Origin of the sequence: Flavobacterium helocola (assembly GCF_038289885.1) — a bacterium.
Classification (GTDB): Bacteria; Bacteroidota; Bacteroidia; order Flavobacteriales; family Flavobacteriaceae; genus Flavobacterium; species Flavobacterium cheniae.
Map to the genome: position 1 here is coordinate 57,762 of NZ_JBBYHT010000005.1, position 20,395 is coordinate 78,156.

The following is a 20,395-nucleotide window of genomic DNA, read 5'->3' on the forward strand; positions in this document are numbered from 1 at the left end:
TGTTACCAAAATATCGTTCCTACGGAACTAACAGTCTATGCTAAAAAGTTACTGCAATTTGAATAAATGCCGGTAGGCATGAAATACTGGTAACAAAAGATAATCAATAGTAACTAAAATCCCGTAGGGATGATATATACTAATTCGGAGTATACATTTCTACTTTCCACTCGTTTGCTAACAAGTTTACATAGTGATAATGTACTTTATCATTTTTGTCAAATGCACCGTTTTTGTTGATATCTTCGATACATCTAAAGTATAAACGGTTTTGTGCTTCAATAATGTTCCAATCGATTAATTCTTGAAATTCTTCTGAAAGTTTCGTGAGATTTTCGCCACTTGCCGTACTCAAATACAGTGATTTGATGTCGTTTTGATTGATTTTTCCGTCTTTATTGGTATCCGCATCAACCAATGTGTAAGCAATAATTTGCTTCTTGGTTTTTGAAGCAATTCCGTCTAAAAAAGTAGCAGTTTGAATTTGAATTTTTTTATCGGTTAAAGGTTTTACATTCGTAGAATCAATATGTTGAAAATTCAAATTATCAAAATATCCTGTAATTTCAAATCGGTTATAATTTGAAATTGCATAACTCACTTGGTTGGTTTTACTACTTCCGTATGCTCTACTATCAGTATCATACACACGAATATCGCCCACTGGATGAATCAAATATTTCGTTCCTTCCATCAAAATAGGCAAATCGGCAACTTTAAAAGACGTAGTATCTCTTGCGGTATTTTCTACCTTAGATTTTCCATCTTCGTAAATTACTTTTGGTGTTTCCTTTTCTTGCTTGCAACTGATAAGTGTAGTTAACAAAACTATTGATGTGATAATGCGTTTCATGGAAAAGTATTTATAGTCAAATATACTAAAAAACATTGATTACAGCCTTGCAACCAATTTAATATTAAAAACTCGAGTAGTCATGTAATTTGGAATTCCGTATTGCGATTTCGTATACACATCGCGCACCCAAGTATTCGTAATGGCATTTTGATTGTTGAATAAATTGAAAATTTCTAATCCTAATGAAAATTCATTAAACGGTTTTAACCAAACTTTACTTGATTTGATTTTTTCATCTTTAAACACAAAAGAGAATCCAACATCGGCTCTGCGGTAATCATTCAAACGTAATTGATAAGCGTATGGGTCAGCATAAGCAGGCGAACCACCAGGCAATCCTGTGTTGTAAACTAAATTCAGATACAATCTCAAATTTGGAATATTTGGCATATAATCTTGAAACAAAACGCCAAATTTTAATCGTTGATCGGTTGGACGAGCAATAAAACCTTTTCCATCTTGATTTTCTTCGGTTTTTAAATAGCCAAAAGTAAACCACGATTCTGTTCCTGGTACAAATTCTCCGTTTAAACGAGCATCAAACCCATAAGCATAAGCTTCGGCATCGTTGTTGGCTCTGTAACGAATACGAACGTTATCAATTGTATACGTATTTACATCGGTAATATTTTTATAATACGCTTCAGAAACCAATTTAAACGGTCGTTTCCACATTTTAAAACTATAATCATTGCTCAAAACTACATGAACCGATTGCTGTGCTTTTACATTAGTTTGCACTACACCATCATAATCTCGTAATTCTCTATAAAACGGCGGTTGATGATACAGTCCTCCTGATAATCGGAACAACATATCTTTATCCCAATTGGGCTTAAATGCAAACTGAGCTCTTGGTGAAAACGTAATTTGGCTATCACCTTTTGGTCGTCCATCAGCATCAACTTGCCATTGATGTGCACGAATTCCAGCATTTACCCAATAGTCGTGTTCGCCTATATTTCCTCTATAATTCCACTGTGCATAACCTGACAATCTATTGATTCTGGTGAAATTTGTAGCTCTTACATTTTGATAAGGTGCTAATGGACCAACATACGGATTGTAAGGTTGGTCGTTTTGATAATCTAAAAGTGGGTTAGGTAATGAAAACCCAGCCGAATCTACAACTTCCCATTCTACAATTCTATCGCGAATATCTTCAAGCGTAAATTTTGCACCCCATTCAAATTGTGATTTTTCATTTAATTCGTGAAAACCTTTTACTTCGGCATTTACAATTAAAGCATCTAAATCGTTACGAGCGTGATTTAACTGAGAACCAATTCCGCGCGTAAAAACTACATCTCCAAAAGTTTCTGAACCAATATTAGCATCTACTTCGCCCAAACGATATTGAGCCAAAATATCATAATATTCTTGTTCTTGTGTGTGATATCCAGAAAGGATAAACTTCAATTTATTTTTTTCGTTGTATTGATAAACGGCTTTTCCGGCACCAAAAAACGTTAGATATTTATCTTTTTCTTGTCCTTCATAAAAAACCAAAAGTGCAATTGGTTCATCGATAGTTCCAAAATTGGTTTGACGCGTTAAAGGTTCGTAATTGTATCTATTTTGGGAAATGTTTCCTAAAAAACTAAAATTCCATTTGGTAGAAGCATTGAAATTCAACAAAGTTTGAACGTCAAAAAATGTGGGTCTAAAATTAGTTTCTGTCTCCTGACTGTTTACTAAAAGGCTGTTATCTCTGTATCGAACACCAGTGATATTAGTCCATTTTTGATTTTTAGAAATTCCTTCTGCCGTTAAACTTCCGCCTAACAAACTAGCTTCTAAACTTGCTGCAAATTGTTTTGGGTTTCGGTACGTGATATCTAAAACTGAAGACAATTTATCGCCATGTTTCGATTGAAATCCTCCTGCGGAGAAATCCACATTTTGAACCATATCGGTATTCGTAAAACTCAAACCTTCTTGTTGACCAGAACGAATTAAAAACGGACGATAAACTTCAATTTCGTTTACATAAACTAAGTTTTCATCGTAATTTCCACCTCGAACTGCATAAGAAGTACTCAATTCATTATTAGAATAAACACCTGGAAGCGTTTTGATAATATTTTCGATTCCGGCATTAGCACCCGGAATTTTCCTAATGATTACGGGATCAATTGTAGTAACACCTTCGATACGTTTTTTACTATTTCCTGTTACGAAAACTTCTCCAAACTCCTCTACTTTTGAATTCATAACTGGATTTAGCTCAAAATCTTCATTTGGTTTCAGATTCAATTCTAAAGTGATTTTTTTCAATGAAACGTGAGAAAAAGTTATGGTTACTTTTGTGTTGGCTTCCAATTCCAAAAGGTAAAAACCATTTTCATTAGAAACAGTTCCCTTGTCTCCTACTTTTACCGTTACATTTTCAACAGGATTATTGAATTCGTCTAAAATAACACCTTTAACTCTGGCTTTTTGAGCCGAAACAGTCAATGAAAACAAACCAATAATGAATACTAAAATTATATTTTTCAAAAGAATGGATTTTAATTATCTAAAAAAGTAAGATTCAAAGGTAGTAGAATTTTGTAAATTATCGGTAACAACAATCTTTAAATCGTTTCTACCTTCAACGCAAATTTTATCATCTAAATTGTGCACCAACTTTTTTGTTTTATAATCGTATTCTAATAAAATCCATTTTCCGTTCAAATAACCATTGTAAGTATTAATGTCAGATTGTAAATCGGTAACCGAAACACTTATTGTTTTTTGTGTTGACAAAGTTTTCCCTTCTACAAAATTTACGTTGTAAATTCTTGGCGGTGTTACATCTTGAGCCAGTTTATATTTTCCTAATGTTTTGGTTTTTATTGAAAATGTATTCCCTTTTCGATACGTTTTATTGTAATCTAATTTATAACCATCTAAAGTAGCAATGTAGGTTTTTGCCAATTGCTCTTCGGTTAATCCTTGCACATCATTAAAAGTAATAGTGATGTTTTTGTGAACCGGAACACTATCATCATGTAACGTTAGAATATCGTTACTAACATCAAAATTCAAATAGAAATTAGAATAAAATGCATTTTCTGGAATTTGTACCGAAACATTATTTTTCTCAAAAATAGCTTCATTTTTAGCTTTTACGAAGTAAGGTGTTTTTTGGAAAGTTTTTTCAATTTTAGCCTCTTGATAAGCAAACTCTATTGGAATTACTAATTCAACTTTATTGCCATGAAAGTCGAACAACTCCACTCGATACGTATAATTTGTTCCAGGTTGTACTTTTATAATTCCATCTTTTTTATTTCCAGCTACGATAGAAAGCGGATAATCAGATATTTGAAATAATTTTTGAACGCGTTGTCCCATCAAATGAAAACGTTCGTAATCGATAAAATTATTAATGTATCGTGATTCATCAAATGCAAAACCATCAAAACCATATTGGTACTGCAAAACTCCGTTTAAATACGCTTTTACTTTGTATAATCCGTTTTTATTGTAAGCATTGGTACAAAAATCGAAGGCGTTAATTCCAAAAGCAACTTTTCCGTTAGCCTTAACTTTCACTCCTAAATAACTTCCATCGGCTTGTTTAGAAAATGAAATATTAATGGGTTTTTGAGAATTATTAACCGTGGTTGAATCTAAAGGATAAGCCACAACACCTTGAATAACAGGTTTTCTTTCATCTTTAATGATTTTCTTGAAACCAAAATGCATCGGATTTAAAATCTCTTCCGATTTGGTGTTTCTAAATTCAAAATGCAAATGAGGACCGCCACTACCTCCAGTATTTCCAGAAAAAGCTATTACATCTCCTTTTTTTACAGGTAATTCTGTTGGGTACAAATACATTTCTACTTCATAAGATTGTTCTTTGTATTGTCTTGCTTTAATCAAAGATTCGATAGCACCATTGGCTTTTTGCAAATGTCCGTAAACTGATGTATAGCCATTTGGATGCGTAACATAAATAGCTTTTCCGTAACCAAATGTTGAGATTTTAATTCTTGAAATATAACCATCACCTGCAGCATAAACTGGTAAACCTTCAACACCTTTGGTTTTAAAATCCAAACCGGAATGAAAGTGATTACTTCGTAATTCTCCAAAAGAACCCGAAACATCAAGTGGTACATCTAAAGGTGATTGGAAATAATCTTGAGGATAATCCTGACTAAAAATAAAGAGTGGGGCGAATAAAATGGCTAATACAAATCTCATAGTGCTTGTGTTTAGTGCTAAAATACTAAAATAATTTCATATAAAGTAAACAAAAACCATACCTATAATAATTATTTAATAATCAAATAGTTACAAATAATAAAAATTAATTCACAAAATTTAGTAAAAAGTATTGTTATTTTTGAATACTAATGCTAACTTTGTGAAATATTGAAATGAATTCTATCATTAATGAATGGATTATCTGAATTAATTGATTCTCTCGAAGTTAAATTTTTTAAGCTCAACCAGAAAGTGGCGCAGCTTGAAATGAAAAACCAAGAGTTGCAAGACGAATTGTTGCTTTCTAAAAAAAATCAACAAAAGCAATCAGGTGAAATTGAAACCCTGAAGAACCAATTAGATACTCTAAAAATGGTAAACTCATTACTAGGCAGTGAAGAAAATAAACGAGAAACGAAACTCAAAATAAATTCATTAATCAGAGAAATCGATTATTGTATAGCCCAACTTTCAGATTAGAAAGCTCATGAGTGAAAAACTGAAAATTAAAATATCAATAGCAGATCGTGTGTATCCCTTAACTGTGGAACCATCACAAGAAGAAGGACTAAGAAGTGCTTCAAAAAAAATAGACGCTATGATTAAACAGTTTGAACAAAGCTATGCGGTAAGAGACAAACAAGATGTTTTAGCCATGTGTGCTTTGCAATTTGCGGCACAAGTAGAGCAAAAACAAATTAGTAAATCTCAAGACAATGAAACCAACATAACCAGATTGCAAAATTTGGATAAAAAATTGAGCGAGTTACTCTCAAAATAAATACGTTCTTACATAACAAACAAAGATACTGCCTACATTAGTATATATTTGATAAACTCAACACTAACAAATTAAACGAGTGAATCTTTGCAACTATAACAGGCCCTTAAGTGGGAAGTTTGAACTGCAGGTTAGCTCAAATCTTGTATAACAGAGTTTATACAAACACCTAATGTAGGCTTTTTTTATATAATTTTTTAACACACATATGGACATACTAAGTATAATAATTGGAATTGTTGTTGGTCTTGCAGGAGGTTTTGGAATCGCTAAATTTTTAGAGAAAAGCAATGTTTCAAACCTTATTAAAAACGCAAAAAAAGAAGCAGGTTCAATTTTAAAAGATGCTAAAGCTGAAGCTGAAGCTACTAAAAAAGAGAAAATCCTACAAGCTAAAGAGAAGTTTTTAGAACTTAAAGCTGAACATGAACAAGTAATTTTAGCTAGAGATAAAAAAACTGCAGAGGCTGAAAAAAGAACAAGAGACAAAGAATCTCAAATTTCTAATGAATTAGCTAAAGCGAAAAAAGTAAATGACGAAGCCGAAGCTAAAATTGCTGAATATTCTAGTAAAATTGAGCTTTTAGACAAAAAACAACAAGAAATAGACAAACTTCACAAAAGTCAAGTAGAACAATTAGAAGTAATTTCTGGTTTATCGGCTGAAGAAGCTAAAGAACAATTGGTAGAAAGCTTGAAAGCAGAAGCCAAAACAAACGCTATGTCGTTCATTCAAGATACGGTTGAAGAAGCAAAAATGACAGCACATCAAGAAGCTAAGAAAATCATCATTAGCACGATTCAACGTGTAGGTACTGAAGAAGCAGTAGAAAACTGTGTATCGGTATTTAACATTGAATCTGATGATGTTAAAGGTAGAATCATTGGTCGTGAAGGTCGTAACATTAGAGCATTAGAAGCAGCAACTGGAGTTGAAATCATTGTTGATGACACACCAGAAGCAATTATCTTATCTTGTTTTGATCCTGTAAGAAGAGAAATCGCTCGTTTGGCATTACACAAATTAGTAACTGACGGACGTATTCACCCAGCTCGTATTGAAGAAGTTGTTGCAAAAACGGCTAAACAAATCGACGAAGAAATCATCGAAACTGGAAAACGTACGGTAATTGATTTAGGAATCCATGGATTACACCCTGAATTAATTAAAGTAGTAGGTAGAATGAAATACCGTTCATCATACGGACAAAACTTGTTACAACACTCAAGAGAAGTAGCTAAGTTATGTGGTATCATGGCGGCTGAATTAGGATTAAACGTTAAATTAGCTAAAAGAGCTGGTTTATTACACGATATTGGAAAAGTACCTGATACTGAAAGTGAATTACCTCACGCAATCTTAGGTATGCAATGGGCTGAGAAATACGGTGAAAAAGAAGAAGTTTGTAATGCGATTGGAGCTCACCACGACGAAATTGAAATGAAATCATTGATTTCTCCAATTATCCAAGTTTGTGATGCTATTTCTGGGGCACGTCCTGGAGCAAGAAGACAAGTATTAGATTCTTATATCCAACGTTTAAAAGATTTAGAAGATATCGCTTTCGGATTCAATGGAGTGAAAAACGCATATGCAATTCAGGCAGGTAGAGAACTACGTGTTATTGTAGAAAGCGAAAAAGTATCTGATGATGCTGCAGTAAACTTATCATTTGATATTTCTCAAAAAATTCAAACTGAAATGACATATCCTGGTCAAGTGAAAATCACAGTTATTCGTGAAACTAGAGCAGTGAATATAGCAAAATAGGCATTAGGCATTAGGCATTAGGCATTAGGCAAAAGTAAAAAATCGTATTAATTCATTTTAATACGATTTTTTTATGCTCAATTTTGTCATTCCGTTAGGAATCTCTTTAGTGAGTTATTATTGTTGTTTGTTTTAAACATATAAGTCATGTAAGTTTAATGCTTGAACTAAATTCCAATTTGAAGTTCATAAAAGAGATGCTTTCAGCATGACAAACGTTGAAGAAAACTTAGCGACTTCGCGTCTTTGCGAGCAATACTCAAAAAAAGTAAAACATCTCTGTGTAGCTCTTATTCGACTCAAAGTATTTCAAAAAAACTCTGTGTAGCTCTGTGTAAAAACAAACCCTACTTCCTCGGGTGATAATTATTCAACACTTCCGAAAGGAATTTTCTATCCAAATGCATATACACTTCGGTAGTTGTAATCGATTCGTGACCGAGCATTAATTGTATGGAGCGTAAATCGGCTCCATTTTCCAATAAATGGGTCGCAAAAGAATGTCGGAATGTGTGCGGACTGATGGTTTTATTTAAGTTGATTTTTACTGCTAAATCTTTTATAATCGTAAAAACCATCGCTCGAGTTAATTGCCTTCCTCTCCTATTTAAAAAAAGCGTATCCTCATGCCCTTTTTGAACCGGATAATGCACTCGAATCAAATTTAAATAAGATGTGATAAATTTGATTGTAGAGCCCCCTACAGGCACAAAACGTTGCTTATTTCCTTTTCCTGTGATTTTGATGAAACCTTCTTCAAAAAACAAATCAGAAATCTTTAAACCCACTAACTCAGAAACACGCAAACCACAACTATATAACGTTTCTAGCATAGCTCTGTTGCGTTCGCCTTCTGGAGTAGATAAATCTATTGCCGAAATTAACGCATCTATTTCCTCTGTGGCTAAAGTATCGGGTAATTTTCTGCCGGTTTTAGGAACTTCAATTAATTCAAGTGGTGTCTCTTTTCGATAATCTTCGAAAACTAAGTAGTTGAAAAAACTTTTTAATCCAGAAATGACGCGTGATTGACTGCGAGCATTGACTTTAGACGAAATTTCGTAAATAAATTGCTGAATAGTTTCTTCAGTAATAGTAATAGGAGAAACGGCAATATCGTGCTGATGTAAGAACAACACTAATTTTTGAATATCAAACGTGTAGTTTTCAATGGTATTCTTAGAAAGCCCACGCTCTAAACGCAGATAATTTTGATATTCTTTAATATAGGATTGCCAAGTGCTCATCAAATATTTTTAATTTATTCTTTTTTAATGATAGTGATAAATGCACTCTCATTTTTCTTAAAAGAAGTAAATAATTCAAATGTTCTATTTGAATCATGTAAAATAATTTTTGCTGTGTTAGGTGATAGATTTCCTTCGTTAATAGCAAGAATTTTAAATTCATTGGCAGTTGATAAATCAAGAACTACAGATAGTATCTTTTTATCGTGCTTTACTTTGTAATTTTCAAGAATTAATTTGTTATTATGATACAAATTAATAATATCACCATCCTCTCTCCCAGAATCAAAAATTTCAATTTTTACTGATTTAGATTCCCAAAAAACACTTAAATTTTGATCTTTAGAAAGTTTATTAATTTTTAGACTGTCTAAAATTGCTATTGGATTATTTTGCTCTTTTACCTTTTTATCAATCTTATTTGATTTTTGTATTTTCTTATTTACCCTTTCGGCTAGGTTATATATTTTATTACTACCAACTAATGCTAATGTACCATCTATACACTTTTGTTTGTTTTTGTATAGACCCTTGAAAGCTCCCTCAATTTTACTTGTATTATTAACTAATTTTACTTTTCCAGAGAAATTAACAAAACAAAATGAACTTTGAGAAAACTTTGATTTCGTATATAAAATATCTTTTTCTTGAAATACCAACAACTTAGACTTTCTATCATATGTCCCTGAAATTGTATTTTTAGTTTCATGAACACCATCTAAATCAGTTACAGAATAACCATTGATAACTCCGTTTTTTTCTTCAAAAACTAATCTGTAAGTAATTAACGTTTTATCATTACCATTCAATTTAATAGCACCGAGAAACTCATGCTTATTTTGAGAAAATAAAATCGATGAAAACAATAAAAAAATTAAGGAAGATTTAGTAAGAAATTTCATTTTTTTAATTTGATTTTTATATTTTTGTACAAATCTAAACATTTTTAATTATGAAAATTAAATTATTTTTAATGGCATTAATGCTAACTTTTGGTGCGTTATCAGTTTCTTATGCATCATTTCCTGTTCAAAGAACAACAAATAACAATGTAACCGTTGTTGAAAACAATGAAGAATTAACTTCACCTGCAGCAGCTGGAGAAGGAAAAAGTCAAGTAACGGCTTTAATCTTAGTTGCGTTAATTGGTGGATTAGGAATTCACAGATTCTACTTAGGTTATACTTGGCAAGGTATTGTTCAATTACTTACTCTTGGAGGGTGTGGTGTTTGGGCATTAATTGATTTAATTAGAATCATTACAGGTGACTTACAACCAAAAGACGGTTCATACGCAAAAACTCTATAATCTTTTCTGATGCACTATATTCGTAAATTTATCTTTTATACCATTCACATTGTAACAATTTTAACTCCTTTTGTTTTATGGTTTCTACCTTCAGATTTTTTTGACAAAGGAGAAAGTGTATGTTTATCAGTAAGACTAGCTGGAATAGAATGCTATGCCTGTGGTTTAACAAAAGCTACTTTACATTTTGTTCATTTTGAATTTGAAAAAGCTTGGGAATTTAACAAACTATCCTTTATTGTTGTTCCAATGCTATTTCCTATGTGGATAAAATCTATTTACGATATACAAGGCAAAAGGATGCCTGGAGTCATTGGAAGATTAATGTATGCAAAAGGAGCTTAAAGCTCCTTTTTTTATAGGTCTAATTTAAAGAATTACTGAAGATACATTTTTCATAACTTTATTTTTTAAACTCATTATGAAATAAAAAGTATTATTATTTAATCAAAACTAGGTTTTTATAAATTAAACAATCTCTTAAAACAAAACTAATTTTTCAATATCAAACGTATAATTTTCAATGGTATTCTTAGAAAGTCCACGTTCTAAACGCAGATAATTTTGATATTCTTTAATATAGGATTGCCAAGTACTCATATTTCAAATGTAGGCAAATTACAGCAATAAAAAAATCCCGCCGAAGCGGGATTTTTGACTTATTTTTTACAAATTAGAATTTGTAAACTACTCCTAAAGAAACATTTGTTAAATCAGCTCCTAAACCGAAAGAAGATTCAGTTTCAGCACCATCAACATCAAATTTCTCAGAATTAAATCCTAAAACAGCTACACCCGCCTCTAAAGCAAAGTTTGAAGATACAAAATAACTTAAACCTAAACCTAAGTTAGCACCAAAACCATTCTTTTGTAAATCAGCTAATTTGTAGTCAGTTGAGTTGTAATCTAAGCCTAATTCAGCAAAAACTGAAAACTGAGAAGCTGGAGTCATATAATAACGACCAAAAGCTCCTAATGATAATTCTGAAGTTTCTTCAACATCCACTCCTTCAACTTCTGCTTTCATAGAAGCAAAACCTAATTTACCTCCAACAGCAATGTTCTCAGTTACGAAAAAACCAACTTTAGGCATAAATGAAAATCCTGTAGACTCTACAAAATCCAAATCTGCATCATAAGCTTTGTCAGAAGCAATTCCGAAAGAACCAGATACAAAAACATCACCTTTAGCAAAACCACCGTTTGCAGATTTTTCTTCTTGTGCGTTAGCAAAACCGAAAGCCAATAATGCTACAGCAGATAATAAAACTTTTTTCATGTTTAGTTTAAATTTAAAGTTAATAGAGCAAATTTATAGCATTTTTTTATACGAAATAACATATTTTGTTATGTTATTAACAATTTTATTAACAAGCAAAATAGATAATGTTCATAATCAAGCACTTGAGAATTATAAAATATCAAAATTTAAAGTTTTTTTAATAAAAAAAACACATCTAATAAATTTGAAAAAAAACACAAATAACTGATTATTAATATATTCCAAAAAACGTTAAAATACGTATTTCATCGGTATTTATACTAAAAAGCGCTAGCAAGCGTTACTACTCTAAAGATTATAATATGAAAAGAACAATTGCAACATTGATTTTACTGGTTCTAGGAACTGGTTTTTCACAGGCTCAAATGCTAAAATTTGGAGTAAAAGGAGGAGTTAATTTTGCTAACTATACGGGTGGCGATATTTCAGGTGTAGATTTTAAAACCATAACCAGTTATCATCTTGGTGCCGTTATGGAATTAAAAGTGTTTGAAAACTTTGCCATACAACCTGAGCTTCTTTATTCTACTCAAGGTTCCGAATTAGAAGGTTTTGGAGAACAAGTAAAAAATGAGTTGGGCTACTTATCATTACCTGTACTTGCAAAATTTTACTTGACTTCTAATAAACTAAGTTTAGAGTTAGGACCGCAAGCTTCAGTATTAGTAAGTGAACGTAATGAAGTAGATGCCAACGATACTAATTCATTTGATTTTGGTTTAGCTGGTGGATTAAGTTATAAAATAACCGACGGCTTTTTTGTTTCTGGGCGTTATGTAGCGGGTTTAACCGAAGCCAAACAAGATGCTGATGTGAAGAACTCGGTAATTCAGTTTTCAGTGGGTTACATGTTTTAATACTAAAATTCACAATATTTTATTAAAACCATTCTCAAAAGGAATGGTTTTTTTATTTTTACAAAAACAATGCACATGAAAATCATCATTATAAACGGTCCAAATCTTAATCTATTAGGAAAAAGAGAACCTGAAGTATATGGAAATGAAACTTTTGAATCGTATTTCGAAAAATTACAAATTCAGTTTCCAACTATAGCATTAGACTATTTTCAGAGTAATATAGAAGGAGAGATTATTTCTAAAATTCAGGAAACTGGTTTCGCTTACGATGGTATTGTTTTAAATGCTGGTGCTTATACACATACTTCTATAGGAATTGGTGATGCAGTAAAAGCCGTTACTACTCCAGTTATAGAAGTTCATATTTCCAATACTTTTTCTAGAGAATCTTTCCGTCATCAATCTTATATCTCACCAAATGCCAAAGGAATTATTATTGGTTTCGGATTACAGAGTTATGAATTGGCGTTGAGAGCTTTTGAGTAGCGTTGCACTTTTTTGTTACACCGAGATGCACTGAGTTTATTTTTTATTTTGTGATGAAAAAGAGATTGAGAGAGCGTTGCACTTGTTTTTTTTTACACAGAGATGCACCGAGTTAAATGAGATTCACAGAGTTTTAATATACTTTGTGTTGAATGTGAGAAAGAGAGCGTTGCACTTAGTTGTTACACAGAGATGCACCGAGTTAAATGAGATTCACTGAGTTTATTTTTTATTTTGTGATGAAAGAGAGATTGAGAGAGCGTTGCACTTAGTTGTTGCACCGAGATGCACTGAGTTAAATGAGATTCACAGAGGTTTAATATACTTTGTGTTGAATGTGAGAAAGAGAGCGTTGCACTTGTTTGTTACACCGAGATGCACTGAGTTAAATGAGATTCACTGAGGTTTAATATACTTTGTGTTGAATGTGAGATTGAGAGACGTTGCACTTGGCTTTTTACACCGAGATGCACAGAGGTAAAAGAGATTCACAGAGGGTTTTATTTGCTTTGTGTTGAATGTGAGAGATGGAGAGAGCGTTGCACTTGTTTGTTACACCGAGATGCACTGAGTTAAATGAGATTCACTGAGGTTTAATATACTTTGTGTTGAATGTGAGATTGAGAGACGTTGCACTTGGCTTTTTACACCGAGATGCACAGAGGTAAAAGAGATTCACAGAGGGTTTTATTTGCTTTGTGTTGAATGTGAGAGATGGAGAGAGCGTTACATTTAATTTAATTAAAGAATATTTATAAAATTAAAATATGGAAGTTGATAAATTAACAGAACAAGTAATTGGCTTGGCTATTGAAGTTCATCGTCATTTGGGTCCAGGACTATTAGAATCTGCTTATCAAGAATGTCTATACTATGAATTAAAAAATGCTAATTTAAAAGTGGAAAGAGAGAAAAAACTTCCAATAGAATACAAAGAAATCAAATTAGATCACGGCTATAAAATTGATTTATTGATAGAAAATCAATTGGTTCTTGAATTAAAAACAGTTGAGACTTTCACCGATGTTCATAAAGCTCAAATATTAACCTACATGCGATTAGGGAATTACAATACAGGATTACTCATTAATTTCAACACCAAACTATTATCTAAAGGAATCAAAAGATTTTCTATGTAACAATAGTTATTTTACAACGTCTAAATTAAAACGTCCGAAGCTTCGGACTCGGTGTAGCTCTATAAAGACAAAGAAATTAAAAAAACTCTGTGTAAAAAACAAGTGAAACGCCTCGGTGTAGCTCTATAAAGACAAAGAAAATTAAAAAAAGCTCTGTGCTGCTCTGTGTAAAAAACAAGTGAAACGTCTTGATGAAGCTCTATAAAGATAAAGAAATTAAAAAAAACTCTGTGTAATAAAAACAAGTGAAACGCCTCGGTGTAGCTCTATAAAGACAAAGAAAATTAAAAAAAGCTCTGTGCAGCTCTGTGTAAAAAACAAGTGAAACGTCTCGATGAAGCTCTATAAAGATAAAGAAATTAAAAAAAACTCTGTGTAATAAAAACAAGTGAAACGCCTCGGTGTAGCTCTATAAAGACAAAGAAAATTAAAAAAAGCTCTGTGCAGCTCTGTATAATAAAAACAAACAACATGAAACAACAAATTACGCTATTCTTATTATTCTTAACTTCTATCTCTTTTGCTCAAATAAAAGGAACTATCAAAGATAAAGATGGAAATCCTCTTCCGTTTGTAAACATATATATAGAGAACACCTATATAGGTACCACTTCAAACGAATTAGGTAAATACGAATTGAATACTACTGAGAAAGGTAACGTTCATTTAATTTTTCAGTATTTAGGCTTTAAAACTCAGAAACATATTCTGGCTATTTCGCAATTTCCTTATGAATTTGATGTTGTGTTAATGGAAGAAGATTTTCAGCTGAAAGAAGTTGTAGTTACAAATGGTGAAAATCCAGCTAATGAAATTATAAGAAACGCTATAAAAAGTAAAAAGAAGAATGCTGCTAAAACCGATAAATTTGAAGCTGATTTTTACTCAAGAGGTGTTTTTAAAGCCAAAGACATTCCTAAAAAATTCATGGGCGTTGAAATTGGTGATTTAGAAGGTAACTTAGATTCTACCCGAAGTGGTATCATTTACCAATCAGAAACGGTTTCAAAGATTAAATTTCAAAAACCTGATAATTTAAAAGAAGAAATTATTGCCTCTAAAATTGCTGGTGATGATAACGGATTTAGCTATAACACCGCACTAAATACCAATTACGATTTTTACGAGAATTATGTCGATTTCGGAATCAATATGGTCTCTCCTATTGCGGATAATGCGTTTAATTACTACAAATACAAATTAGAAAGCACGTTTTACGACGATAAAAACCAATTGATTAATAAAATACAAGTAACACCTAAGCGCGATAAAGAACCTGTTTTTGAAGGTTACATTTATATAGTAGAAGACACTTGGGCAATTTATGGTATTAATTTAGATATCAAAGGCTATCGCATGCAACAGCCAATTGTTGAAACCATGAAACTGACGCAAAATTTCAGTTACAATAGCGAGAATAAAATTTGGGCTAAAAATATCCAAACGTTAGATTTTAATGCTGGGATTTTCGGAATGAAATTCGTTGGAAAGTTCACCCATGTTTTTACCAATTATGTTTTTAAAGATGCTTTTGAAAAGAAAACTTTTGGAAAAGAAGTCGTTACGTTTGCAGAAAATGCTAATAAAAAAGAAGAAACGTATTGGAATGAATACAGACCTGTGCCATTAACAGATGAAGAAACTACTAATTACGTTAAGAAAGACAGTATTCAAACGATTAGAAAATCGCAGGTGTATTTGGATTCTATTGATACCAAAGGAAACAAATTTAAATTGCTTAAAATTATTACGGGTTATAACTACAAAAACTCCTATAAAAATTGGAACTTCAATTATCAAGGACTCACCAATTTGGGTTCTCTAAGTCATAATACGGTTCAAGGATACAATTTAGACAGTGGGTTCTCCTATAGAAAATGGAATGAAGAAACAGGAAAATTCACTTCTATTTCTTCCACATTTAATTATGGCTTTTCAGAAGATAGATTACGTGTTAATGGAAGATATTATCACCGATTTAACAACCGCAATAACGCATACATTAGTTTAACTGGTGGAAGCGCTATTAGTCAGTTTAATCCAAATGAACCGATTAGTAATTTAGTGAATTCGGTGGCGACTTTATTCTTTAAAAACAATTATATGAAATTGTACAATAAAGAATTTGCCGAAATTAACTATGGAAGAGAAGTTACTAATGGCATTTTTGCTTCAGGTAAATTGTTGTATGAAAACCGAAGAGCGTTATTCAACAACACGGATTACAGTGTTATTAAAAATGATGATTTATATTTTTCGAATGATCCATTACAACCCGACAATTATACTTCAGTTCCTTTTGAAAAGCATCATATTATGAAAGCGAGTTTGGGAACGCGTATTCGTTTTGGTCAAAAATACATTTCGCGCCCTGATGGAAAGATTAATATTCAAAATGACGATTATCCAATATTGAGTTTTTACTATGAGAAAGCATTTGGTGCTTCTAACAGTAATTACCATTATGATTTTGTTACCGCAACCGTAGATTACAACAAAACCATTGGAAACAAAGGCGATTTTGGTTTACGATTTAAAGCGGGTAAATTCTTTAATGCTGATAACATCTCATTCGTAGATTACAAACATTTCAATGGAAATCAAACGCATGTGAATTTGTTGAACAATTCCTTGAACGCGTTTAATTTGCTTCCTTATTATACTCATTCTACGAATGATGCGTATTTAGAAACTCATATTGAGCACAATTTCAAAGGCTACATTATGAATAAAATTCCGTTATTGAACAAACTACAATGGAATTTAATTGGAGGTTTTCATCAATTGAATATTCCAAACATGAAACCGTACCAAGAATTCACTGTAGGATTTGATAATATTGGTTGGGGTAAATTTAGATTCTTACGCGTTGATTATGTAAGAAGTTACCAAAACGGTTTTCAAGGTGATGGCGTGATGTTTGGCGTTAAATTCTAAAATAATAAGAAGCACTTCAATAAAAGGGGTGCTTTTTTATTTAAAAAACACATCATATCCAAAACGAAGTAAGGCTAATCCAACGACAATTAAGAAGAAAATTCTAATGAATCCGTTGCCTTGAGAAATAGCTAACTTAGCTCCAAGCCAAGCACCTATAATATTGCAAATTGCCATGGGTATGGCAACTGCCCAAATGATTTTTCCTTTAAGCACAAATAAAGTAATAGAACCAAAATTAGTAGCTAAATTCACTAATTTAGCATTAGCGTTGGCTTGTAAAAAGTCAAACCCAAGAATGGCGATAAAAGCCATAATTAATAAACTTCCAGTTCCTGGACCAATAAAACCATCATAAAAACCCAAAACAGCTACAATAAGTGATGCGTAAAGATAAAGTTGGTTTTTGGTTAAAATACTAATGTGGAAATGACCAAAATCTTTCTTGTAATAGGTATAAATTAGCAATAGAATTAATATTACAAATAGAATTGGTTTCATGAAATCGTTTTTCATGACATTCAACAAACTTGATCCTAAAAAAGAAAAAGAGAACGAAATAATTGCCATAACAACAAACAACTTCCAATCAATTTTTACCTTTTTCAGATATTGATAGGCAGCAATACTTGTACCACTAAAACCTGGAATTTTCAATGTTCCTATAATAGACGCAACAGGTACATTAGGCAATAAAATTAAAGCTGCTGGTGTTTGAATTAGTCCACCACCACCCACAATAGCATCGATAAAACCGGCTACGAAGGAAGCAATGCAGAGAAAAATGATGATGTAGGTTTCCATTTTAAAATATCAAGTTCAAGGGCAAATTCAAATACAAAATCAAGTACAAAATTCAAATCTAAGCGCAAAAATAGGAACACTGATTGGAGAAATTGGTAAAATCTTAATAATTATTTTTAAATTGATAAATCAATAGCTCAAGAGATTCCTGACGGAATGACAAAGTTTGTGGAATATTTTGCTTTTATGGACTTTTTAAAGTAATTAACATGAACTTAAAACTTATGTGACTTATATGTTTAAATTTGAAGCTGAAACAAGTTCAGCTTGACAAAGCAGTAGTCATTTGGTTTATAATAAAAAAATCCAAATTCCTTTTTGTACAGAATTTGGATTTTCGATATTTCAATTTAAAATTATACTCTCACAATATTAGCTCCAATAGCGCGAAGTCTTTCGTCGATGCGCTCGTAACCTCTGTCGATTTGTTCGATATTTTGAATGGTTGACGTTCCTTTTGCAGTTAAAGCGGCAATCAATAAAGAAATTCCGGCTCTAATATCTGGTGAACTCATCGTAGTTGCTTTTAATTGCGATTGGAAATTATGTCCCATAACCACTGCTCTATGCGGATCACATAACATAATTTTTGCTCCCATATCAATTAATTTATCCACGAAGAACAAACGACTTTCAAACATTTTTTGGTGAATTAATACATCGCCTTTAGCTTGTGTACAAACTACCAAAACGATACTCAATAAATCAGGTGTAAATCCAGGCCATGGCGCATCAGAAACGGTTAAGATAGAACCATCGATATCGGTTTTAATTTCGTATCCGTCTTTATGAGCTGGAATGTAAATATCATCGCCTTTTCTTTCTAAAGTAATCCCTAATTTTCTAAACACGTTTGGGATTTGTCCTAAGTTATCCCAACTCACATTTTTAATCGTAATTTCACTTCTTGTCATAGCCGCAAGACCAATCCAAGAACCAATTTCAACCATATCAGGTAAAATTCTGTGCTCGCAACCGCCTAAACTCTCAACTCCTTCAATCGTTAATAAGTTAGACCCTACTCCAGAAATTTTAGCTCCCATAGAGTTTAACATTTTACACAATTGTTGTAAGTAAGGCTCACAAGCAGCGTTATAAATCGTAGTTGTTCCTTCAGCTAAAACCGCTGCCATTACAATATTGGCAGTACCTGTTACAGAAGCTTCGTCTAATAACATATAAGAACCTTGTAATCTTCCGTCGATTTCCACTCCATAGAAATGGTCTTCTCTTTCGTATCTGAATTTAGCTCCTAGGTTAATAAAACCTTCAAAGTGTGTATCTAAACGACGACGACCAATTTTATCACCTCCTGGCTTTGGAATATACCCACAACCAAAACGCGCTAATAAAGGTCCAACAATCATAATAGAACCTCTTAAACTTCCACCTTCTTTTTTGAATGCTTCTGTTTTTAAGTAGTTTACATTTACCTCATCGGCTTGAAACGTGTAATCACCAGGTCCATTTTTTTGGATTTTAACTCCCAAATTACCTAAAAGCGTAATTAGTTTGTTAACATCAATAATATCTGGAATATTCGTTACTCTTACTTTTTCAGAAGTTAGCAAAACAGGACATAAAACTTGTAACGCTTCATTTTTTGCACCTTGTGGTGTAATATCTCCTTTTAATGCGATTCCTCCTTCGATTTTAAATGTTCCCATGCAACTGCCTATTTTTTAAATGTATTTTTATTTTGATTGTTCTTGTTCAAATGTCCTTTTGGATTGTTATTTTTCTTAATAATCCCCACTTTACTAGGACCAAATTGTGTTTTATTCGAAACTTTCTTATTCACTTTCATCAAATCGTGTGTATTCGAAAGCTCTTCATTCGATTTAGAAAGATTTAATTTTCCTCCCGAAAGTTCTAATAAATGTTCGAAAATCACCTCATCGGTTACCGTGTCTTTGTTCCAGCTCAAGTAACTTTTTTTCATGTGATTGGCAATCACTAAAACTAAAGCATTTTTTAAATCACTTTCTTCCCAACTGTTTGCTACATCAATCATGTACTTGATGTTATTTCCGTAAAAACGGTATTTAGGGAAATTCTGAGGATATTTTAAACGATCTGGTTTCTGAGTTAAAATATCTTTTGATGGAATTGGATAAGGCGAATCTACATCCAATTTAAAATCAGACATAATAAACAACTGATCCCAAAGTTTATGTTGAAAATCCAATACGTCTCTTAAATGCGGATTCAATGAACCCATAACCGAAATGATGTATTTTGCCGCTTTGTTTCGTTCTTCACGATCTTGGATTTCAGTGGCTTGGTCAATCAATTTCTGCAAATGTCTTCCGTATTCTGGAATAATCAAATGCGGACGTTCTGAATTATATTCTAAATAACTTACTTCTTCTTGCATGTTTTTTTTATAATGAAATGATGCCTTCGATATCCGAGACTTCAATGTATTTATCTATCACATTTTGAGGACTTGCCATAGTTACACTAATGGAAACACTGGTAAATTTCCCTGTTTTAGATTGTTGTGTAGTAATAACAGCACCCATATCATTAAATGCAGCTTCTACCTTAGCAATACTATGCACATCGGAAGGCATAATAAACTTATACAAATACTCTGAAGGCCAAAGTGTTGAATTGGTTAACTCTTCTTTTAATCTTGCGTAAAAATCTTCTGTTTTCTTATCCATCATCATTTCGTATTGGAAAAGCAAATATACTTTTTTATGTTCAGAATTATATTG

19 protein-coding genes and 1 pseudogene are annotated in these 20,395 nt (G+C 32.2%); 9 read left to right on the forward strand and 11 right to left on the reverse strand.

The window, feature by feature from the left end; genetic code table 11:
• Positions 1–139 precede the first annotated feature (139 nt).
• The 3 genes from AAEO58_RS10720 to AAEO58_RS10730 are packed head-to-tail and all read right to left on the reverse strand — an operon-like array spanning position 140 to position 5,053.
• Positions 140–853 (reverse strand): hypothetical protein, encoded by a 714-nt coding sequence (locus tag AAEO58_RS10720; RefSeq protein ID WP_341683380.1) that lies wholly within the window; start codon positions 851–853, stop codon positions 140–142.
• A 39-nt stretch (positions 854–892) separates the two neighbouring features.
• Positions 893–3,361, reverse strand: a complete 2,469-nt coding sequence (locus tag AAEO58_RS10725) for a carboxypeptidase-like regulatory domain-containing protein (RefSeq protein WP_423972063.1) — start codon at positions 3,359–3,361, stop codon at positions 893–895.
• Between the two features lie 9 nt (positions 3,362–3,370).
• Complete coding sequence (locus AAEO58_RS10730; RefSeq protein WP_341683382.1) at positions 3,371–5,053, reverse strand: M23 family metallopeptidase; 1,683 nt, start codon at positions 5,051–5,053, stop codon at positions 3,371–3,373.
• A 192-nt stretch (positions 5,054–5,245) separates the two neighbouring features.
• On the opposite strand from AAEO58_RS10730, the gene AAEO58_RS10735 reads away from it, so the two are divergent.
• The 3 genes from AAEO58_RS10735 to rny all read left to right on the forward strand — a co-directional run bounded on the left by AAEO58_RS10735 (position 5,246) and on the right by rny (position 7,608).
• Entirely contained in the window at positions 5,246–5,536 is a 291-nt protein-coding gene (locus AAEO58_RS10735) for a hypothetical protein (RefSeq protein ID WP_133610812.1), read from the forward strand.
• Between the two features lie 7 nt (positions 5,537–5,543).
• Positions 5,544–5,837 carry a cell division protein ZapA gene (locus tag AAEO58_RS10740; protein WP_133610814.1) on the forward strand — a complete coding sequence of 98 codons (294 nt, stop codon included), beginning with the start codon at positions 5,544–5,546 and terminating at the stop codon, positions 5,835–5,837.
• 208 nt (positions 5,838–6,045) lie between these two features.
• Positions 6,046–7,608: a ribonuclease Y gene (gene rny / locus AAEO58_RS10745; RefSeq protein WP_133610816.1), complete on the forward strand. Its 1,563-nt coding sequence runs from the start codon at positions 6,046–6,048 to the stop codon at positions 7,606–7,608.
• Between the two features lie 347 nt (positions 7,609–7,955).
• Here rny and xerD read toward each other — a convergent pair whose 3' ends face one another.
• The gene (gene xerD / locus AAEO58_RS10750; protein ID WP_341683383.1) at positions 7,956–8,855 is read right to left on the reverse strand and encodes a site-specific tyrosine recombinase XerD; all 900 of its coding nucleotides are present in this window, start codon (positions 8,853–8,855) and stop codon (positions 7,956–7,958) included.
• 14 nt (positions 8,856–8,869) lie between these two features.
• Positions 8,870–9,799 carry a hypothetical protein gene (locus AAEO58_RS10755; protein ID WP_341683384.1) on the reverse strand — a complete coding sequence of 310 codons (930 nt, stop codon included), beginning with the start codon at positions 9,797–9,799 and terminating at the stop codon, positions 8,870–8,872.
• Positions 9,800–9,807: 8 nt separating this feature from the next.
• On the opposite strand from AAEO58_RS10755, the gene AAEO58_RS10760 reads away from it, so the two are divergent.
• Together AAEO58_RS10760 and AAEO58_RS10765 are read left to right on the forward strand one after the other, a co-directional pair.
• Entirely contained in the window at positions 9,808–10,164 is a 357-nt protein-coding gene (locus AAEO58_RS10760) for a TM2 domain-containing protein (protein WP_341683385.1), read from the forward strand.
• Positions 10,165–10,173: 9 nt separating this feature from the next.
• Positions 10,174–10,509 (forward strand): DUF2752 domain-containing protein, encoded by a 336-nt coding sequence (locus AAEO58_RS10765; protein ID WP_026724777.1) that lies wholly within the window; start codon positions 10,174–10,176, stop codon positions 10,507–10,509.
• A 138-nt stretch (positions 10,510–10,647) separates the two neighbouring features.
• On the opposite strand, the pseudogene AAEO58_RS10770 reads toward AAEO58_RS10765, so the two are convergent.
• Positions 10,648–10,764: pseudogene (locus AAEO58_RS10770) on the reverse strand (site-specific integrase); the annotation flags it as partial.
• A 73-nt stretch (positions 10,765–10,837) separates the two neighbouring features.
• Positions 10,838–11,443, reverse strand: coding sequence for an outer membrane beta-barrel protein (locus tag AAEO58_RS10775; RefSeq protein ID WP_341683386.1), 606 nt, complete (start codon positions 11,441–11,443; stop codon positions 10,838–10,840).
• Positions 11,444–11,748: 305 nt separating this feature from the next.
• Between AAEO58_RS10775 and AAEO58_RS10780 the strand changes: the two genes are divergently transcribed.
• The 4 genes from AAEO58_RS10780 to AAEO58_RS10795 all read left to right on the forward strand — a co-directional run bounded on the left by AAEO58_RS10780 (position 11,749) and on the right by AAEO58_RS10795 (position 16,868).
• Positions 11,749–12,303 carry a porin family protein gene (locus AAEO58_RS10780; RefSeq protein ID WP_341683387.1) on the forward strand — a complete coding sequence of 185 codons (555 nt, stop codon included), beginning with the start codon at positions 11,749–11,751 and terminating at the stop codon, positions 12,301–12,303.
• Between the two features lie 75 nt (positions 12,304–12,378).
• Positions 12,379–12,792 carry a type II 3-dehydroquinate dehydratase gene (aroQ, locus tag AAEO58_RS10785; RefSeq protein WP_341683388.1) on the forward strand — a complete coding sequence of 138 codons (414 nt, stop codon included), beginning with the start codon at positions 12,379–12,381 and terminating at the stop codon, positions 12,790–12,792.
• Between the two features lie 767 nt (positions 12,793–13,559).
• On the forward strand, positions 13,560–13,931 hold the full coding sequence (locus tag AAEO58_RS10790) for a GxxExxY protein (RefSeq protein WP_341683389.1): 372 nt from the start codon (positions 13,560–13,562) through the stop codon (positions 13,929–13,931).
• Positions 13,932–14,402: 471 nt separating this feature from the next.
• The gene (locus AAEO58_RS10795; RefSeq protein WP_341683390.1) at positions 14,403–16,868 is read left to right on the forward strand and encodes a DUF5686 and carboxypeptidase regulatory-like domain-containing protein; all 2,466 of its coding nucleotides are present in this window, start codon (positions 14,403–14,405) and stop codon (positions 16,866–16,868) included.
• Positions 16,869–16,904: 36 nt separating this feature from the next.
• Here the strand turns inward: AAEO58_RS10795 and AAEO58_RS10800 are convergent, their stop codons facing one another.
• The 4 genes from AAEO58_RS10800 to AAEO58_RS10815 form a co-directional block, all read right to left on the reverse strand.
• Positions 16,905–17,672 carry a sulfite exporter TauE/SafE family protein gene (locus tag AAEO58_RS10800; RefSeq protein ID WP_264368337.1) on the reverse strand — a complete coding sequence of 256 codons (768 nt, stop codon included), beginning with the start codon at positions 17,670–17,672 and terminating at the stop codon, positions 16,905–16,907.
• 356 nt (positions 17,673–18,028) lie between these two features.
• Positions 18,029–19,339 (reverse strand): UDP-N-acetylglucosamine 1-carboxyvinyltransferase, encoded by a 1,311-nt coding sequence (gene murA / locus AAEO58_RS10805; RefSeq protein ID WP_341683391.1) that lies wholly within the window; start codon positions 19,337–19,339, stop codon positions 18,029–18,031.
• A gap of 8 nt (positions 19,340–19,347) precedes the next feature.
• Entirely contained in the window at positions 19,348–20,049 is a 702-nt protein-coding gene (locus AAEO58_RS10810; RefSeq protein ID WP_341683392.1) for a DUF4290 domain-containing protein, read from the reverse strand.
• Positions 20,050–20,056: 7 nt separating this feature from the next.
• Positions 20,057–20,341 (reverse strand): DUF493 family protein, encoded by a 285-nt coding sequence (locus AAEO58_RS10815; RefSeq protein ID WP_133610909.1) that lies wholly within the window; start codon positions 20,339–20,341, stop codon positions 20,057–20,059.
• Between the last annotated feature and the right edge of the window lie 54 nt (positions 20,342–20,395).

Excerpts from the sequence above, each read along its gene's own strand:
- AAEO58_RS10720 (WP_341683380.1), bottom strand. The coding sequence starts at position 853 with ATGAAACGCATTATCACATCAATAGTTTTGTTAACTACACTTATCAGT.
- AAEO58_RS10730 (WP_341683382.1), bottom strand. The coding sequence starts at position 5,053 with ATGAGATTTGTATTAGCCATTTTATTCGCCCCACTCTTTATTTTTAGT.
- AAEO58_RS10735 (WP_133610812.1), top strand. The coding sequence starts at position 5,246 with ATGAATGGATTATCTGAATTAATTGATTCTCTCGAAGTTAAATTTTTT.
- AAEO58_RS10740 (WP_133610814.1), top strand. The coding sequence starts at position 5,544 with ATGAGTGAAAAACTGAAAATTAAAATATCAATAGCAGATCGTGTGTAT.
- rny (WP_133610816.1), top strand. The coding sequence starts at position 6,046 with ATGGACATACTAAGTATAATAATTGGAATTGTTGTTGGTCTTGCAGGA.
- xerD (WP_341683383.1), bottom strand. The coding sequence starts at position 8,855 with ATGAGCACTTGGCAATCCTATATTAAAGAATATCAAAATTATCTGCGT.
- AAEO58_RS10755 (WP_341683384.1), bottom strand. The coding sequence starts at position 9,799 with ATGTTTAGATTTGTACAAAAATATAAAAATCAAATTAAAAAAATGAAA.
- AAEO58_RS10760 (WP_341683385.1), top strand. The coding sequence starts at position 9,808 with ATGAAAATTAAATTATTTTTAATGGCATTAATGCTAACTTTTGGTGCG.
- AAEO58_RS10765 (WP_026724777.1), top strand. The coding sequence starts at position 10,174 with ATGCACTATATTCGTAAATTTATCTTTTATACCATTCACATTGTAACA.
- AAEO58_RS10775 (WP_341683386.1), bottom strand. The coding sequence starts at position 11,443 with ATGAAAAAAGTTTTATTATCTGCTGTAGCATTATTGGCTTTCGGTTTT.
- AAEO58_RS10780 (WP_341683387.1), top strand. The coding sequence starts at position 11,749 with ATGAAAAGAACAATTGCAACATTGATTTTACTGGTTCTAGGAACTGGT.
- aroQ (WP_341683388.1), top strand. The coding sequence starts at position 12,379 with ATGAAAATCATCATTATAAACGGTCCAAATCTTAATCTATTAGGAAAA.
- AAEO58_RS10790 (WP_341683389.1), top strand. The coding sequence starts at position 13,560 with ATGGAAGTTGATAAATTAACAGAACAAGTAATTGGCTTGGCTATTGAA.
- AAEO58_RS10795 (WP_341683390.1), top strand. The coding sequence starts at position 14,403 with ATGAAACAACAAATTACGCTATTCTTATTATTCTTAACTTCTATCTCT.
- AAEO58_RS10800 (WP_264368337.1), bottom strand. The coding sequence starts at position 17,672 with ATGGAAACCTACATCATCATTTTTCTCTGCATTGCTTCCTTCGTAGCC.
- murA (WP_341683391.1), bottom strand. The coding sequence starts at position 19,339 with ATGGGAACATTTAAAATCGAAGGAGGAATCGCATTAAAAGGAGATATT.
- AAEO58_RS10810 (WP_341683392.1), bottom strand. The coding sequence starts at position 20,049 with ATGCAAGAAGAAGTAAGTTATTTAGAATATAATTCAGAACGTCCGCAT.
- AAEO58_RS10815 (WP_133610909.1), bottom strand. The coding sequence starts at position 20,341 with ATGGATAAGAAAACAGAAGATTTTTACGCAAGATTAAAAGAAGAGTTA.